17 protein-coding genes are annotated in these 14,811 nt (G+C 63.7%); 13 read left to right on the top strand and 4 right to left on the bottom strand.

Translation table 11 applies throughout. The features are described from left to right. Nucleotides 1-15: 15 nt before the first annotated feature. Nucleotides 16-2,178: a serine/threonine protein kinase gene (locus HF916_RS13025; RefSeq protein WP_168789363.1), complete on the bottom strand. Its 2,163-nt coding sequence runs from the start codon at nucleotides 2,176-2,178 to the stop codon at nucleotides 16-18. A gap of 415 nt (nucleotides 2,179-2,593) precedes the next feature. Between HF916_RS13025 and HF916_RS13020 the strand changes: the two genes are divergently transcribed. From HF916_RS13020 to HF916_RS12960, 13 genes are all read left to right on the top strand, one after another. Further along, the gene (locus HF916_RS13020) at nucleotides 2,594-2,872 is read left to right on the top strand and encodes a hypothetical protein (protein WP_168789361.1); all 279 of its coding nucleotides are present in this window, start codon (nucleotides 2,594-2,596) and stop codon (nucleotides 2,870-2,872) included. An 88-nt stretch (nucleotides 2,873-2,960) separates the two neighbouring features. Beyond that, on the top strand, nucleotides 2,961-3,245 hold the full coding sequence (locus HF916_RS13015) for a hypothetical protein (protein ID WP_091806164.1): 285 nt from the start codon (nucleotides 2,961-2,963) through the stop codon (nucleotides 3,243-3,245). Nucleotides 3,246-3,428: 183 nt separating this feature from the next. After that, entirely contained in the window at nucleotides 3,429-3,638 is a 210-nt protein-coding gene (locus HF916_RS13010) for a hypothetical protein (protein ID WP_168789360.1), read from the top strand. A gap of 316 nt (nucleotides 3,639-3,954) precedes the next feature. After that, nucleotides 3,955-4,161: a hypothetical protein gene (locus HF916_RS13005; protein WP_168789362.1), complete on the top strand. Its 207-nt coding sequence runs from the start codon at nucleotides 3,955-3,957 to the stop codon at nucleotides 4,159-4,161. Nucleotides 4,162-4,837: 676 nt separating this feature from the next. Continuing rightward, nucleotides 4,838-5,116, top strand: a complete 279-nt coding sequence (locus HF916_RS13000) for a hypothetical protein (RefSeq protein ID WP_168789361.1) — start codon at nucleotides 4,838-4,840, stop codon at nucleotides 5,114-5,116. An 88-nt stretch (nucleotides 5,117-5,204) separates the two neighbouring features. Further along, a complete protein-coding gene (locus tag HF916_RS12995) occupies nucleotides 5,205-5,489 on the top strand; it encodes a hypothetical protein (RefSeq protein WP_091806164.1) in 285 nt (94 codons plus the stop codon). A 183-nt stretch (nucleotides 5,490-5,672) separates the two neighbouring features. Further along, entirely contained in the window at nucleotides 5,673-5,882 is a 210-nt protein-coding gene (locus HF916_RS12990; RefSeq protein ID WP_168789360.1) for a hypothetical protein, read from the top strand. Nucleotides 5,883-6,292: 410 nt separating this feature from the next. Further along, nucleotides 6,293-6,580 (top strand): DUF3303 domain-containing protein, encoded by a 288-nt coding sequence (locus HF916_RS12985; RefSeq protein WP_168789359.1) that lies wholly within the window; start codon nucleotides 6,293-6,295, stop codon nucleotides 6,578-6,580. A gap of 7 nt (nucleotides 6,581-6,587) precedes the next feature. Next, nucleotides 6,588-8,225, top strand: coding sequence for an MFS transporter (locus tag HF916_RS12980; RefSeq protein ID WP_168789358.1), 1,638 nt, complete (start codon nucleotides 6,588-6,590; stop codon nucleotides 8,223-8,225). Nucleotides 8,226-8,343: 118 nt separating this feature from the next. Further along, the gene (locus HF916_RS12975) at nucleotides 8,344-8,958 is read left to right on the top strand and encodes a TetR/AcrR family transcriptional regulator (protein WP_168789357.1); all 615 of its coding nucleotides are present in this window, start codon (nucleotides 8,344-8,346) and stop codon (nucleotides 8,956-8,958) included. An 89-nt stretch (nucleotides 8,959-9,047) separates the two neighbouring features. After that, nucleotides 9,048-10,274, top strand: a complete 1,227-nt coding sequence (locus tag HF916_RS12970) for a YbfB/YjiJ family MFS transporter (protein ID WP_168789356.1) — start codon at nucleotides 9,048-9,050, stop codon at nucleotides 10,272-10,274. A 154-nt stretch (nucleotides 10,275-10,428) separates the two neighbouring features. Then, on the top strand, nucleotides 10,429-10,584 hold the full coding sequence (locus HF916_RS12965) for a DUF3309 family protein (protein ID WP_168789355.1): 156 nt from the start codon (nucleotides 10,429-10,431) through the stop codon (nucleotides 10,582-10,584). A 147-nt stretch (nucleotides 10,585-10,731) separates the two neighbouring features. Continuing rightward, nucleotides 10,732-11,532 carry an SDR family oxidoreductase gene (locus HF916_RS12960; protein WP_168789354.1) on the top strand — a complete coding sequence of 267 codons (801 nt, stop codon included), beginning with the start codon at nucleotides 10,732-10,734 and terminating at the stop codon, nucleotides 11,530-11,532. Here the strand turns inward: HF916_RS12960 and HF916_RS12955 are convergent. From HF916_RS12955 to HF916_RS12945, 3 genes are read right to left on the bottom strand one after another with little or no spacing between them, the layout of a single operon-like run. After that, nucleotides 11,529-12,875: a four-carbon acid sugar kinase family protein gene (locus HF916_RS12955; protein ID WP_168789353.1), complete on the bottom strand. Its 1,347-nt coding sequence runs from the start codon at nucleotides 12,873-12,875 to the stop codon at nucleotides 11,529-11,531. The two genes, HF916_RS12960 and HF916_RS12955, sit on opposite strands and share 4 nt — an antisense overlap. 26 nt (nucleotides 12,876-12,901) lie before the next feature. Then, nucleotides 12,902-14,200 (bottom strand): ribulose-bisphosphate carboxylase large subunit family protein, encoded by a 1,299-nt coding sequence (locus tag HF916_RS12950; protein ID WP_168789352.1) that lies wholly within the window; start codon nucleotides 14,198-14,200, stop codon nucleotides 12,902-12,904. Beyond that, on the bottom strand, nucleotides 14,197-14,736 hold the full coding sequence (locus tag HF916_RS12945) for a VOC family protein (RefSeq protein WP_168789351.1): 540 nt from the start codon (nucleotides 14,734-14,736) through the stop codon (nucleotides 14,197-14,199). Before HF916_RS12945 ends, HF916_RS12950 begins: the two co-directional genes overlap by 4 nt. Nucleotides 14,737-14,811: the final 75 nt, after the last annotated feature.

Genomic DNA, 14,811 nt, shown 5'->3' with positions numbered 1-14,811 from the left:
ACGCTCACACTCCACTCAGGGGGACCGTGGCTTCGTCGTGATCGGCGCGAAATCGGCGACGATGTGATCGTGGCCGTATTTGCCGCCGATCTGCGCGAGCCGTGCGTCGACCGCGCGCAGATAATCGGCGCGTGATTCGCTCTCCGGGCGCGGCTTGTCGAATAGCGGCGCCGGCGTGATCAGCAGCACCACCATCTCCGATCCGAACGGCTTCGAAATGATCCAGTCACCGGCGCTGCCGACCGTGGCGGCGTAGTGCGGCGGCGCCTGATTGTCCTTCGCGCGCGGGCTCGGCACCATGTGCACGACGCTGCCGTCGAGCTGGTAGTAGTCGAGGTTCACATACGAGTCGTAGCCCGGCGTGGTGACGTCGACGACCAGCGGGTCGCCGTCGCTCAACTGACCGCCGGGCGGCCGCACATGCAAGGCCGCAACGTGGCCCGTCTGCATGTTGTGAATCCAGTAGGGCGCGAACGCCTTGATGGTGTCGCATTTGTCGTCGGCGAGCGGCTCCGCCTGGAGCGTCAATGTATCGACGCCCGGCAACGCCGCCAGCGTGTCCTTCAGATGCGCCGCGCCATAGCGTTGCGAGACGTAGCCCCGCACCGTCAGCGAGTGGTCCTGTACTGAGGCGGACAGCGCCGAACAGGGCACTTGCGTCAGCGCCGGTGTGACGGCGGCGAGAGTCAGCGCCGGCTTCGGCGCAGGCTTCGCTGCGGGCGCCGCCGGTGGCGTGGCGGGCGCTGCCGCGACCGGACTTGCCGGCGGTGCCACAGGCGGCGCGGTCACCGTCCCTTCCGAAGTCGACGAACCCACCTGCTCCGTCAAAGCCTGCGATGCGCCTGCTTGCGTCTGTGATCCGTTATGCCGGTTCGCCCCCGAGCGGAACGCGAACACGCCGACCGCTGCAGCGCACACCACCGCGAAACTCGCGAGCCCCACCTTCGCCAGCGTGCCCGACTTTTCCGCGCGCGCTTCGTTATCGAACTCGGCGATGAAGCGCACCACGCTCGACATGCGCGCATTGCGATCAAACGACAGCGCGGCACGCAGCGCCCGCCATTGTTTTGAATCGAGATTGGCCGGCCGCTGCGGCTTGAAATCGGAATTGCGGGCTTGCGTCGCGGACAAGCGGTCGAACGGATGGTGGCCGGTCAGCAACTCATACGTGATGCAACCGAGCGCGTAGATATCGTCGCGCGGATCCGGCTCGCGATGCTCGATCATTTCCGGGCTGGCATACGCGGGCGTCAACGCGCCGAGGCTGCCCGGATCGAAGACGGTTGCATCGCTCTCCTCTTCCGGACGCTGGAACACGCGGGCGATGCCGAAGTCGATCACCTTCACTTCGGCGTTCGTCGTGAGAAACACGTTGGCGGGTTTGAAGTCGCAATGGACGAAGCCGCGTTCGTGCGCATAGGCGAGCGCGCTGCACATGCCACGCACGATCGGCAGCGCCGCGCGCACCGGCATGCCCTGATAGCCCGGCGTGCGCAGTAACTGGCTGAGCGGCTTGCCGGACAGGTACTCCATCGTCAGATAGACGATCGGGCCGTCGCGGTCGAAGTCGTACACCGTGATGATGTTGCGATGCGCGAGCACTTGCGCCTTGCGCGCCTCGCGCTGCAACGCGACCAGCGAATTCGGGTTGCCGCGGAACTGGACGTTGAGCACCTTGACCGCGAGATACGGCTTGCGATCCGAAGCCTCGAGCTTGCGCAGATCGAGCGCCTTGTACACCGTGCCCATGCCGCCGACGCCGAGGCATTCCTCGAGCACGAAGCGGTTATTGAGCGTGTCGCCGGTGCCTTTGATCTGGTCGTGTCCCGCAGTACTGCCGGCGCCCGCTGCATTGGCTGCATTGGCTGCATTGGCTGCATTGGCTGCGCTGCCCGCACTTGCCGATCGTATCGACGGAATCTCGACGGTGGTCTGGATGCCGGTTTCGTCGCCGCCCGCCGCCACGTTCGAGACGCGCAACTGCTCGATGCGCCGCCGCACTTCCACGTAGAGATCGTTGGGGAGCGGCGCTTTGCGATGTGCCGCGCCAAGCATGTCTAGCAGCTGCGTGGGGCCGAGCCCTTCGGTCGTCAACGTGCTGTCGAGTTGAGCCACGAACTCGTCACGGGACAGCTCGCCGTTCTGAAAATCGTGAATCACACGCGCAAGGCTAGCCATTTGTGCGAAGCGCCGCCGCTGCCGTTGGGCCGGGTCGCGTGCGACCCAAGCCTGTCGGGCTGATAGAGAACCTTTCGTAACCAGTTACATGTGCCGCTTCGATACTAGCTCCCGCTCCGTCCTTTCGCAAACCAGGATTGCCCCGCTGCCTGCGCAGCGCGCCCGTGTCGTGCGATATCCAACAGCATGCGGTGGTCTGTCGGGCGTGTGCCGTCAGTCGTTCATCGCTTCCACGCGGCAGTGCGCTGGTGCGAGCCCGGCACGGCGACGCGAAACCCTTGCGCAGCAGGCGTGCACCAACTTTCTTAGGAACCTTGAATAAAACTGGCACAGCCTGTGCATTAGTGATACCCGAGCAGACAAGTTGCTCGCACCCGACCGCAAGACCCTGACCTTTACCTTCTGGAGACTCACCATGAACGCACTGATGATCAAAGACCTGTCCATCACCGAACAACTCGACAGCAAGGCCATGAGCGCCGTGCGCGGCGGCACCGGCTACTATCCGTCCTCCTCGTACTTCAACTTCAGCCCCGTCTTTGCTCCGAACGACAGCAAGAAGGTCGATGCCACCCAACTGATCAACAACCAGCTGAGCCTGCAGAACGCCAACGGCAACAACGTCGCGTTCGCCACCGGCATCAGCTCGACGGTCAGCCCGTACGTCACGACGAGCAACAACATCCACGTGTAATACGTGGCGAGACGAGGCGCCCGGCTCGCCGGCGCGCTTCGCCTGCCGACGATTACCCCCGTCTTCCGCGCACCTTTGGAGAAGCACCATGTCATCCCTCATGATTCGCGATCTGTCCGGCACCCGCGAGCTTGACCGCCGCGCGATGTCGGCGGTGGCCGGCGGCACCGGCAGCAGCGTGCCCGGCCTGCCCTCGGTCGCCGGCCTTGGCGGCATTGCCAACGTCAACGTCTCGATCAACCAGAACCTCAACCAGATGCAGTACGTCAACGTCGCCGCACTCAACAACGTCGGCGTGATCGGCGCGGGCTTCGTGCCGCTGCACCTGAACGTCAGCCCGTCGCTGTGGGGCGCCAACTACGCCAACGTGTGACGGCTTGCCGTCGCGAGGGCCGGGGGGCCTCACGAAGGCCGGCAGATCATCGCCGGCCGGCGAGTTGCAGAGAGATTTCCTATACTGAGAGTGCGGGGAGACCTCAGCACACTTCACGACACACCCGAGCGGCGGCCGGCGCATTGCACCGGCGCGCCGCTCGATTCCTTTCCTGGAGCCACCATGACCAAGCTGATCATCAGGGACCTCAAAGATAGCGTCGAACTCGATCGGCAGGCGATGACGGCCATCGTCGGCGGCGCGCGTATCGGCGCGCGGCTGAATGCTGCCGTGCCGCTGGTGCCGGCTTCGGCCCGCGTCGTCGAATATCCGCCGGGGTTCCCCGCCGCGCATCAGACGATTGCCAAAGCGGCCATGCAGCGCAAACCGTAGCGCGTGTAGCCCCGGCGTCGCACAGTCACAACAACGGCACGCGTCACCCACGCGTGCCGTTTGCCTTTGTTGTCGATGGAGCGCCATAAGCCGACATCCCACACGCGATTGGTGGGACGTCGCCAAACAGTTCCGTCGAATCTCAAGTTCACTGAACGCCATAGTCGAAGAACGCATATCGTCTATGGCTTGCTGGTCTTGCGTTGCCGCCTCGCATTCTGTTTCCTCGCTCATCGTCCGCAAATTGGCATGCCCCTTGCAGAACCATGGGTGAGCACCGCACCGTGCTCACTCATCCACCTTCAGGAGTAGTGCCATGAAATCCACCGTCATCATCAAGGACCTGCCACGTTCCGCGGATCACACACACGACGAAATGACGCTCACCGCCGCGCAGATGAAGGCTCTGCGGGGCGGCCGTTCCGTCATTGTCACCGTCGACCGTGGCCCTCTCGGCCAGGTCGACGACTTCGGTATCAACACCGCCATCTTCGAAGGGCGTATTAAAGGGCCTTACTTATAGGACGCGCGAGGTGTCCGCAATTAGAAACAGGCCCCCTTCAGTCTTCGCCGTTGAAGGGGGCCTGTTCATTGATGGGATGAATGCCCCGCCTATCGTGTTCTCACCGATGCTTGCCTCTTGCCTGGCAACTCATTTCAAGCGGCGTCGCCTTGACGCTCGCACTTCGACGCCCCGACGTTGAACGACATCTCTTCGGCCATCGCTTCGTCCAGGCCAACCAATCCATCGAATTCCTCGCACGAAGTCATCGAGTCTGCGACGGCATCGGACAATCGTTGAACCGATCCACCCCGGCGACAGCGTCACAGCCGAGCGCGCTGTGCCGTGAATCGCGCGCGCGCTGTGGTCAATTCCAGATCAAACACCTTCTGCATCCTCTCGAAGTCTGAACGCCCCGGTCAAAGCGATTCCCTTCGCCGATGCGTGTGTCGTTCGATATCCAACAGCATGCAGTGGTCTGTCGGGCGTGTGCCGTCAGTCGTTCATCGCTTCCACGCGGCAGTGCGCTGGTGCGAGCCCGGCACGGTGGCGCGAAACCCTTGTGCAGCAGGCGTGCACCAACTTTCTTAGGAACCTTGAATAAAACTGGCACAGCCTGTGCATTAGTGATACCCGAGCAGACAAGTTGCTCGCACCCGACCGCAAGACCCTGACCTTTACCTTCTGGAGATTCACCATGAACGCACTGATGATCAAAGACCTGTCCATCACCGAACAACTCGACAGCAAGGCCATGAGCGCCGTGCGCGGCGGCACCGGCTACTATCCGTCCTCCTCGTACTTCAACTTCAGCCCCGTCTTTGCTCCGAACGACAGCAAGAAGGTCGATGCCACGCAACTGATCAACAACCAGCTGAGCCTGCAGAACGCCAACGGCAACAACGTCGCGTTCGCCACCGGCATCAGCTCGACGGTCAGCCCGTACGTCACGACGAGCAACAACATCCACGTGTAATGCGTGGCGAGACGGGGCGCCCGGCTCGCCGGCGCGCTTCGCCTGCCGACGATTACCCCCGTCTTCCGCGCACCTTTGGAGAAGCACCATGTCATCCCTCATGATTCGCGATCTGTCCGGCACCCGCGAGCTCGACCGCCGCGCGATGTCGGCGGTGGCCGGCGGCACCGGCAGCAGCGTGCCCGGCCTGCCCTCGGTCGCCGGCCTTGGCGGCATTGCCAACGTCAACGTCTCGATCAACCAGAACCTCAACCAGATGCAGTACGTCAACGTCGCCGCACTCAACAACGTCGGCGTGATCGGCGCGGGCTTCGTGCCGCTGCACCTGAACGTCAGCCCGTCGCTGTGGGGCGCCAACTACGCCAACGTGTGACGGCTTGCCGTCGCGAGGGCCGGGGGGCCTCACTAATGCCGGCAGATCATCGCCGGCCGGCGAGTTGCAGCGAGATTTCCTATACTGATAGTGCGGGGAGACCTCAGCACACTTCACGACACACCCGAGCGGCGGCCGGCGCATTGCACCGGCGCACCGCTCGATTCCTTTCCTGGAGCCACCATGACCAAGCTGATCATCAGGGACCTCAAAGATAGCGTCGAACTCGATCGCCAGGCGATGACGGCCATCGTCGGCGGCGCGCGTATCGGCGCGCGGCTGAACGCGGCCGTGCCGCTGGTGCCGGCTTCGGCACGCGTCGTCGAATATCCGCCGGGGTTCCCCGCCGCGCATCAGACGATTGCCAAAGCGGCCATGCAGCGCAAACCGTAGCGCGCGCAGCCCCAGCGTCGCACAGTCACAACAACGGCACGCGTCACCCACGCGTGCCTTTTGCTTTTGTTGTCGACAGAAGCGCAGCGCCTCAGCCAGATAACGCAAACGACCCACGAAATATTCCCAACTGGCGACAGCGCTCCTCGCTTCTTTGCCATGAAAGTGGACTTGTGCAATTCGCCTGGTGAATGTCCGCACGCGGCGACGCCGGCCGCCCTACGCTCACCTATGATGCTTAGGACGCCACGTGGTTTTTTTATCGCTGTCCGCCAATAGCACGCACTATCCGGACAGCTTGCTGGCGCAGAAGTGAACACGACGCACCGCATCCACGACGCGCCGTACCCATAAGCGACGATGGCAGCGCGCCACGAGCCGGCATCGCCAATTCGGATTGGAGACGCGCAATGAAATTTATCGTCCTATGGAACGGTCTGCCGACCGCCGAGAGTTCCGTCATCGAACGTTTCATGAAGACCGGCGGCCGGGTGCCGGACGGAGTCAAACTGCTGGGACGCTGGCACGCTATCGGCGGCTTGCACGGCGTTGCGATCGTCGAGTCTGAGGACACGGGCGCGATGGCGGCGCTGGCGCTCGAATGGGGCGACCTGCTCACGATGAACATCTCCCCGGCCTTGACCGACGAAGAACTAGGCGGCGCCCTCGGCAAATATGGCGCAGCGGGTAACAAGTAAGCACGCCATGAGCACCGGGTTCACCGCACCGCTTCCGAGCGGCCAACTGCTGCCGTTCCGCGAATCGTTCCTCGCGATGCTCGGCATCGCTTTCGTCGCGATGCTGGTGGCGCTGGATCAAACCATCGTCGGCACGGCGCTACCGCGCATCGTCGCGGAACTGAAGGGCTTCGACCTCTACGCGTGGGTCGCGACGTCGTACATGCTCGCGTCCGTCATCACGATTCCCATCTTCGGGCGGCTGGGCGATCTGTTCGGCCGCAAGCGGTTTCTGATCGCCGCGATCCTGTTGTTCACCGGCGCCTCGGTGTTGTGCGGATTCGCCAGCAGTATGTTCCTACTGGTGATTTCGCGCGGCCTGCAAGGCATCGGCGGCGGCATTCTGATCGGCACAGTGTTCGCCACCGTCGCCGATCTGTTTCCGAATCCGAAACTGCGACTGCGCTGGCTGGTGTTCGTCACGTCCGCCTTCGGCGTGTCCAATATGGTCGGGCCGACGCTCGGCGGAATGTTGACGCAGTACGGCGGCTGGCGGCTGGTGTTTTTCGTCAACGTGCCGATCGGGCTCGTCTCGCTGCTGTTCGTGCAGCGCTTTCTGCCTCCGCTGCTTCATCTGCGACGCAAGGGTCCCGTGCGGCTCGACTGGCTCGGCGCGTTTGTGCTCGCGGTCACGTTCGGCTCACTGCAAGTGCTGATCGAACTGTTTCCGAGGCGCGGCATCGACACGACGACCATCGTGCTGACCATCGTAGCCGTGACCTGTGGGCTGGTTCTCTGGCTCTGGGAGCGGCGCATCGGCTATCCGATCGTGCCGGTGGACATGCTCATGGACCGCAAGCTCTCCGCGCTGTTCGCGATGTCGGTGCTCGGCGGCTTCGCGCTCTTTTCGCTGGTGTTCTACGTACCGCTGCTGTTTCAGGGCGGCTACGCGATGTCCGCGCATGACTCGGGCATGCTGATCACGCCGCTGCTGCTCGGCACGACCGTGGGCAGCGTGCTCAACAATCGTATCGTCACACGAGTCCGCCGCGCGAACGGCATCATGTATGTGGGCTTTGCGCTGTCCGCGCTTGCCTGTCTGAGCGTGGTCGTCTTGCGGGGCACGGAACCGCATCTGGTGTGGGCGTCGTGCATGGGCATCAGCGGGCTCGGCCTCGGCCTGGTGGCGACCAGCCTGACCGTCTGCTCGCAGCAAATCGTCGGGCGGGACCATGTCGGCGCGGCCACCGCGCTGCTTCAATCGCTGCGGACATTCGGCGGCATGCTCGGCACGGTGATGACCGGCGCGTTGCTCGGCCATCTCTACTCGCGCGGGGTGCATCGCTCGCTCGATTCGTATCAGGCGACGCAGTGGTTCAAGTCCTTCGCCAGTCCCGAGTTGCTAGTGGATCGCGCGGAACAGGCCGCGCTGATCAATCGTCTGGTGAGTGCGGGCCAGTCGGGCGACGCCATGATGAGGTCCGCGCGCGAGGCACTGGTGCAGTCGATTCATATCGGCATTCTGGTGGCCGGCGCCGCCGCATTGATCGGCCTGTGCCTCGCCTGGTTCGTGCCGCCGGTGCGCATCAGCTATCCGGAAACCGAACTCGCACCGGATGGGCAACCACCCGCCGATCCCCGTCCACCGCACCGAAGCGTACTTTAAGCGCAGCGCCGGACATCCTCGAATCTTCTTCTTGCGTTCTGTATCGATCGATATATAATCGCTTTTTATATCGACTGATACAGAATCAGTCGTCAGTGACGCTGGAAGGACATCCACCATGGCAAGACCCCGCGAATTCGACGAACACGAGGTGCTGGAAGCCGCCAGCGCGGCCTTCTGGACGAAGGGCTATGAGGCGACCTCCACGCGCGACCTGGTCAAATCGACCGGCCTGACGCAGCCGAGCCTCTACAACGCGTTCGGCGACAAGCGCACGCTATATCTGCGCGCGCTCGAGCATTATCTCGAGCACACCTTGCGTGAGCGGATCAGGCGATTGGAACGCACCGTATCGCCGGCACTGGGCGTTACGATGTTCTTCCAGGAGATCCTGGAGCGAACGCTCGCCGATCCCGGCAAGCGCGGCTGCATGCTGGTCAACTCCGCGCTGGAAACCACATCGGACGACGAAGCATTCCGTGAAATCGTCGCCACGGAATTCGCTGAAATCCGTGGATTTTTCCACCGCTGCATGGTTGCAGTCGCCGAGAGCGGCGAGATTACGGCCGTCGTTTCCGCCGATGACGCCGCCACTCACCTGCTGGCCACGTTGATCGGCGTCCGCGTTCTCGCGCGGGTCAATCCGCAACCAACGCTGCTGGTTGGCGCGATTGCGCCGGCTTTGCTGCTGCTTGGTTTGCCTGCCCTACCGTCGACCGACTACGACGCCTGAGCCACGCGCCTGACAAGGCGCGCCCCTTCGCTTTCCCACCGACATCCGGCAGCGCCGCCATCAGGACGCGCACCGGTAAAGGAACCGTCATGTCCGCTGCTTCGATAACGTCCGACAATCCAGTCTCACTCGATGCCCGCGCACTCTTCGCAACGCTCGCAGGTCTGTGCGGCAGTCTCGTCGCCATCGGCCTCGCGCGCTTCGCGTACACGCCGTTGATTCCGTCGCTGATCCAGGCGCATTGGTTCACGTCGTCGCAAGCGGTAACGCTCGGCGCGGCGAACTTCGCCGGCTATCTGGTCGGCGCGTTGATCGGCCGTCCGCTCGCAGCGGCGCTGTCGAACCGCAGCGCGTTGCGCATGCTGATGGCGGTGGTGACGGCCGCCTTCTTCGCCTGCGCGTATCCGCTTTCGGTGAGCTGGTTTTTCACGTGGCGTTTGTTGTCGGGCATTTCCGGCGGCGCGATCATGGTGCTGGTGGCGACGTCGATTCTTCCGCACATTCCGACGCCACGCCGAGGCTTCGTGAGCGGCATGATCTTTCTTGGACTCGGTCTCGGTATCGCGGCATCCGGCACCTTGATTCCGAAGTTGCTTCACTATGGTTTGCAAACCACGTGGATCGGTCTCGGCGTCGTAGCACTGGTGCTGACCGCGGTGAGCTGGTTCGGTTGGCCGTCGACCAATCCGCCCGCACCGGTCGTGCCGTCCGGCGCGCATCACGCGATGCGCCCGCAAGGCTTCACGCTGCGCGTGCTGTACGCGCAATACGCGGCGAACGCACTCGGTCTCGTCCCGGCGATGGTGCTGCTGGTCGACTATGTCGCTCGCGGCCTGGGACGCGGCGCCGCAATCGGCGCGGACTACTGGGTGCTCTATGGCCTCGCTGCAATCGCCGGACCGGTGATTTGCGGCAACGTGGCCGATCGCATTGGCTTCGGCAAGGCCTATCGCGTCGGCCTGCTTCTGCAAGCGGCCGCCGTCGCCATGCTCGCGTTCTCGGGCAGCACGTTCGTGCTGGCTGCGTCGACTGTGATTCTCGGCATCTTCACGCCGGGCATCGTGCCGCTCGTGCTCGGCCGCATTCATGAACTCGTGCCGCACGATCACACAGAACAGCGGGCCGCATGGAGTCGCGCGACGACGGCCTTCGCGCTTTTCCAGGCGCTCGGCGGCTATGGCTACTCATACCTTTTCTCGCATACGCATAACGATTACGCGTTGATCTTCGCTTGCGGTGCGGCGGCGCTCGCTGTCGCCTTCGTCGGGGATTTGATTGCGTCGCGTATCGGCACCGCCCGCCACACAGCGGCGTGACGGGTTCAAAACATTTCCGGTTCGACTTGTCACCTCGGGCATGCGGCTTGCTCCTCCATGACATCGATATTGCCTTTCGCAGGAACGCCCGCAAAGCGGGCCTTGCGTGGCGGTCGTGAAGGCAGGTCCAATTAACTAGGCGGAGGTCATTCATATGTTGGGAACTATTCTTCTAGTCGTGCTGATTCTTCTCCTCATCGGTGCGCTCCCCACGTGGCCGCACAGCCGTGCGTGGGGTTACGGTCCTACGGGCGGTCTCGGACTCGTCGTGATCGTGGTGATCGTGCTGCTGGTCGTCGGCATCATATAGCCTTAGCTGCTGTTGTCTTTTGTAGTATCCGCATTCCTTGAAGGCGGGTCGGCCGCCGGATATCCGTGCAGTTCGCTGCATGGAGATCCGGCGGCCTTGCTATGTCGATGGTCGATGCACATTCCCCCTGTCACCTCGGGAGCAGCAATGGAAAAGTTACTCGCGAATCAGGTCGCGCTGGTCACGGGCGCCAGTTCGGGCATTGGTTCCGGCGTCGCCAAGGCGCTCGCGGATGCGGGCGCGGCCGTCGTCGTGAACTATCACTCACATGCCGAAGAGGCGGAGCAACTCGCCGCCGAGATTGAGAAAGCTGGCGGCGCCGCTCTCGCGGTTCAGGCCGACGTCGCCGATCCCGCACAGGTCGAAAAGATGTTCGCGGCATGCCGCGCGCGTTTCGAGAGCGTGGATATCGTGGTCGCGAATTCGGGCTTGCAGAAAGACAATGCGTTTGCCGATATGACGCTGGACGATTGGCAACAGGTGCTGGCGACCAATCTCACCGGCCAGTTCCTGACCGCACAAGCGGCCGTGAAAGAATTCCGGCGACGCGGCCCGAGGACCACCTCCAAAGCGCTCGGCAAGATCATTTGCATGAGCTCGGTTCACGAGGTCATTCCATGGGCGGGGCACGTCAATTACGCGGCGTCCAAAGGCGGTATTCAGATGTTCATGAAATCGCTCGCGCAGGAGGTCGCGCCCGAACGGATCCGCGTCAACTCCATTGCGCCGGGCGCGATCCGCACGCCGATCAATAAGGACGCGTGGGACAACGAGGCCGCGCTGCAGAAATTGTTGAAGTTGATTCCCTACGGCCGCGTGGGCGAAGCGGACGACATCGGCAAGGCCGCCGTCTGGCTTGCCTCGGATGAAAGCGACTACGTGGTCGGCACGACATTGTTCGTCGATGGCGGCATGACGCTCTATCCCGGTTTCGCCGACAACGGTTAGCCGTTGCCTTCGAGCAGTTGCTCGAACAGATCCGCGTCGCCCATTTGCCCGCCTTTGAGCATGATCTCCATGCCGTCGAGTTCCGCGCGATCGGCATGGAGACGGCAGACGGTGACGCCCGCCGATAACGGCGCGAGATACGACAGTCCCCAAGCGCCGAGCGCGCGCACCGCAAAACTCGACGTGTCGCCGCCCGCAATGCCGATGCGTTGCAATCGCACGGCGCCGAGTACCTGTTGCAAGAGTGACGCACAGGCGTGCGCGAGTTGTGGCAGCGCGCCGCCTTCGCTCGACGCGCGGCGCGTCGTGAAAGCGAGCACGTTGCGTCCATCGCGCAAGGGTCCGGCTATCGCCGTCACGCGCTCCGCCAGATAGCCGGAGGCTGCGTCGCCGGTCATTTTCAGCGGGTCCAGTTCCACACGCAGATAGGATTGCGCGGCGCTGATTTGTACTTCGGTCAATGGCGAGAGGCTGCCTGCGAGCACGAATACGGGGCCGCGTGCGCGAGTCAATGGCGGCGTGGTTCGTGCTTGTGAAACGGCGGGTTCGGCGAGAGTCTCGCGCGCCAATGCATAAGCCTGTGCAACGCTGCTCGCACCAACCGCGAGCAACGGCGCCGACACCGCGGCATGACGCGCGATCACTCGGCCAATCGCTTGCAGATGCGAATCGTCGAGTACGTCGAATAGCACGGCGTCGGGGTTCGAATCGAGCCGGCGCTGCACTTCTTCTTGCAGTTCGGCATCGCCGCGCGCGTAGCAACGCCAGTCGATCGATTGCACATTCTTCACACCTTGGCGCTGAAGATGCACGCGCAAGTCCGCTTCGTTCATCGGCGTGACGGGATGGCGGCTCATGGTCGGATGACGGTCGATGCGGTAAATCGACTGCGCGCTGTCGTCCGCGCCGGCTGCCGCAAACAGCTCGCCGAACACGCAGTAGCGCCGCAAATTCGGCTGACCGCCGACCACCGCGACAAGCTCATTCGCGCAGTACTCGCGCAAGGTGCGAATCGCCACGCCGATGCTGCCCGTTTCCGGCGCGCTATCAAACGTCGAGCACACTTTGTAGTGCATCACCCGCACGCCGAGCGCGGCGAAGGCGGCGCCGACACGTTCGAGTTCCTGCCGCTGCGCGGCCGGCGGCATGGTCCGCGCGGCGCCCGCCACGCCGAGTGCATCCAAACGGCCGAGCATCGAAAGACGCGCGGCATCGGGCGGTGCGAAGAACAGCATGGTGCGCAAACCGGCGCGGGCGAGATGCGCCAGCGTGTCGGTTGCGCCGGTGAAGTCGTCGCCGTAGAAGGCGTAAGCGGGACCGTTGCCGTTTGCTTCGTCGCTCATCTTTTGTTCCGTGTCGCCTGAAGCGTTCACGTGCGGCGGCCGAAAAACGCCAAGGCGCGTCGCAGTTCCGGCATGTGCTCGGCGTACACCGGCAGCGGCGTGCCGGCCTGTACCGCCGCCCATGCCTGGCGCACGCTCATGACACCCGCGGCGGGACCGTCCGGATGCGCGAGAATGCCGCCGCCCGACATGAACAGCAGGTCGGTGGAGCGCACCGCGTCGAATGTCGCTTGCACGGTGCCGGCCCATTGCCCTGATGAAAATGCCGGCAGCACCGTATCGTCGCAACCCGCGGCGAGCGGCGTCGCGCAGTCGCGCGCCGACTCGATCACTTCGGCGTCGCTCTGCGCGAATTTGCCGACGAGACCATGCACGTGCATATGATCGACGCCGCTCAAACGCCAGAGCGTCTGATACGCCTGAAACGACATGCCCAACGCCGGATCGCGCGACATCATGCCGTAGCCGTTGCGGTGCGCGTGCAGCACGAGCGGCGTGGCGCGGCGCAGCGTCTGGATCGCGGAAAAGCCGCACCAGTTGATGCTGGCCATCACGCAACTGCCGCCTTCGCGCTCGACCAGTTCCGCGTGACGGCGCATGGCGTCGAGGTCGTCGGTGATATTGAACGCGACCATGACAAGGCGGCCGCTGCGTTCACGGTAGCGGTGCACTTCGGACATCACCGCGCGCACGCGCTCCGCCAACGGTGCATGTGCGGGATTCGCGCACACCTCGTCATCCTTGATGAAATCGACGCCCGCTTCACACAGATCGCGCACCAACGCAGCCGTTTCCGCCGCGCTCAGACCAACGTTCGGCTTGATGATGGTGCCGATCATCGGCCTGTCCTTCACCTCCGTCAGCGCGCGAGTGCCGGCCACGCCATGACGCGGCAATTCGAAACGCTTGCGGTACGAAGCCGGCAAGCGCAACGACAGCAGCCGCATGCCGGTCACTTCGCCGAGATCGTACAGATTGCCGGCGACGGTCGCGGCCAGCGTGGGCAGATTCGCGTCGATATTAGCGAGCGGAAACGACAGCGTGATGCGCGCGCGCCGCCACGGCCCCGGCGTGCCTTGACGCTCGAGCCATGCGTTCGGCAAGCTGGGCCGTGCCGCCGCTTCGAGTTCCTCGACGCGCAGCACGCTCGCGCGACTGCGCGAGCGCAGCGCATCGGATTCGTTGGCAACGCGCACGAAGGTGCCGCTCGATTGCTCGCCGGCCATGACGTCGGCGACGCGCGCGGGATCGAGCGGCGTCTCGATCAGATAGTCGGCCTGTAGCGTATCGTCGTCGACGGCGCGTGGTTGCAGCGTCTCGCTCATAGCGTGCCCAGATCGGGAAAACGACGCACTGGCTCGCGGCCGTCCCAATCGCGCGACGCCGCGTAGATCATGTCGAAAAGCTTGCCTTTCGGCCCGGCGATCTCGGACAACTCGATCACCGTGCCAGGATGGTCCTCCGTATCGAAGTAGACAAAGCGCCCGTTACGCCCCACTTCGCCGCTCATGGCGACTTTGAAACCCTGCTCCTGCAGTCGCGCGAGATCCGCGTCGAACGAAGTAGTCCAGTACGCGTTGTGCTGCAAGCCGGTATGGCCCGCGGCGAGAAAGTCGCGATACATCGACGGCGCGTCGTTGCGTGTCTGGATCAGTTCTACCTGCAACGGCCCCGAGTTCGCCAATGCCACCGAGTTATGCACCTCATACGATTGCCCACGGTAGGTGTAGTTCTCGATCGGCACGCGTTCGTTATAGAACCACGGACCCACGCCGAGCACGCGGCTCCAGTAGTCCATCGCGGCTTCGATGTCCCGCACCACGTAGCCTGCCTGCCGGATTTCGCCAAAGAAACGACTCATGAAACTCTCCCGATGCTGCGGGGTTGAAAGACGAGCGACACCCCGGCGCGGCGAGAACGCAGCGCCCGAAGGTCG

Source organism: Paraburkholderia aromaticivorans, assembly GCF_012689525.1.
GTDB classification, from domain to species: domain Bacteria; phylum Pseudomonadota; class Gammaproteobacteria; order Burkholderiales; family Burkholderiaceae; genus Paraburkholderia; species Paraburkholderia aromaticivorans_A.
Note: the sequence above shows the minus strand (reverse complement) of the source record. Positions and strands in the feature narration are given on the sequence as shown.

Bases quoted from the DNA above. Each gene is read 5' to 3' on its own strand.
- HF916_RS12985 (WP_168789359.1), top strand. From the start codon at position 6,293: ATGAAATTTATCGTCCTATGGAACGGTCTGCCGACCGCCGAGAGTTCC.
- HF916_RS12955 (WP_168789353.1), bottom strand. From the start codon at position 12,875: ATGAGCGACGAAGCAAACGGCAACGGTCCCGCTTACGCCTTCTACGGC.
- HF916_RS12960 (WP_168789354.1), top strand. From the start codon at position 10,732: ATGGAAAAGTTACTCGCGAATCAGGTCGCGCTGGTCACGGGCGCCAGT.
- HF916_RS12980 (WP_168789358.1), top strand. From the start codon at position 6,588: ATGAGCACCGGGTTCACCGCACCGCTTCCGAGCGGCCAACTGCTGCCG.
- HF916_RS13000 (WP_168789361.1), top strand. From the start codon at position 4,838: ATGAACGCACTGATGATCAAAGACCTGTCCATCACCGAACAACTCGAC.
- HF916_RS12990 (WP_168789360.1), top strand. From the start codon at position 5,673: ATGACCAAGCTGATCATCAGGGACCTCAAAGATAGCGTCGAACTCGAT.
- HF916_RS13010 (WP_168789360.1), top strand. From the start codon at position 3,429: ATGACCAAGCTGATCATCAGGGACCTCAAAGATAGCGTCGAACTCGAT.
- HF916_RS12950 (WP_168789352.1), bottom strand. From the start codon at position 14,200: ATGAGCGAGACGCTGCAACCACGCGCCGTCGACGACGATACGCTACAG.
- HF916_RS12975 (WP_168789357.1), top strand. From the start codon at position 8,344: ATGGCAAGACCCCGCGAATTCGACGAACACGAGGTGCTGGAAGCCGCC.
- HF916_RS13005 (WP_168789362.1), top strand. From the start codon at position 3,955: ATGAAATCCACCGTCATCATCAAGGACCTGCCACGTTCCGCGGATCAC.
- HF916_RS12995 (WP_091806164.1), top strand. From the start codon at position 5,205: ATGTCATCCCTCATGATTCGCGATCTGTCCGGCACCCGCGAGCTCGAC.
- HF916_RS13020 (WP_168789361.1), top strand. From the start codon at position 2,594: ATGAACGCACTGATGATCAAAGACCTGTCCATCACCGAACAACTCGAC.
- HF916_RS12965 (WP_168789355.1), top strand. From the start codon at position 10,429: ATGTTGGGAACTATTCTTCTAGTCGTGCTGATTCTTCTCCTCATCGGT.
- HF916_RS12970 (WP_168789356.1), top strand. From the start codon at position 9,048: ATGTCCGCTGCTTCGATAACGTCCGACAATCCAGTCTCACTCGATGCC.
- HF916_RS12945 (WP_168789351.1), bottom strand. From the start codon at position 14,736: ATGAGTCGTTTCTTTGGCGAAATCCGGCAGGCAGGCTACGTGGTGCGG.
- HF916_RS13025 (WP_168789363.1), bottom strand. From the start codon at position 2,178: ATGGCTAGCCTTGCGCGTGTGATTCACGATTTTCAGAACGGCGAGCTG.
- HF916_RS13015 (WP_091806164.1), top strand. From the start codon at position 2,961: ATGTCATCCCTCATGATTCGCGATCTGTCCGGCACCCGCGAGCTTGAC.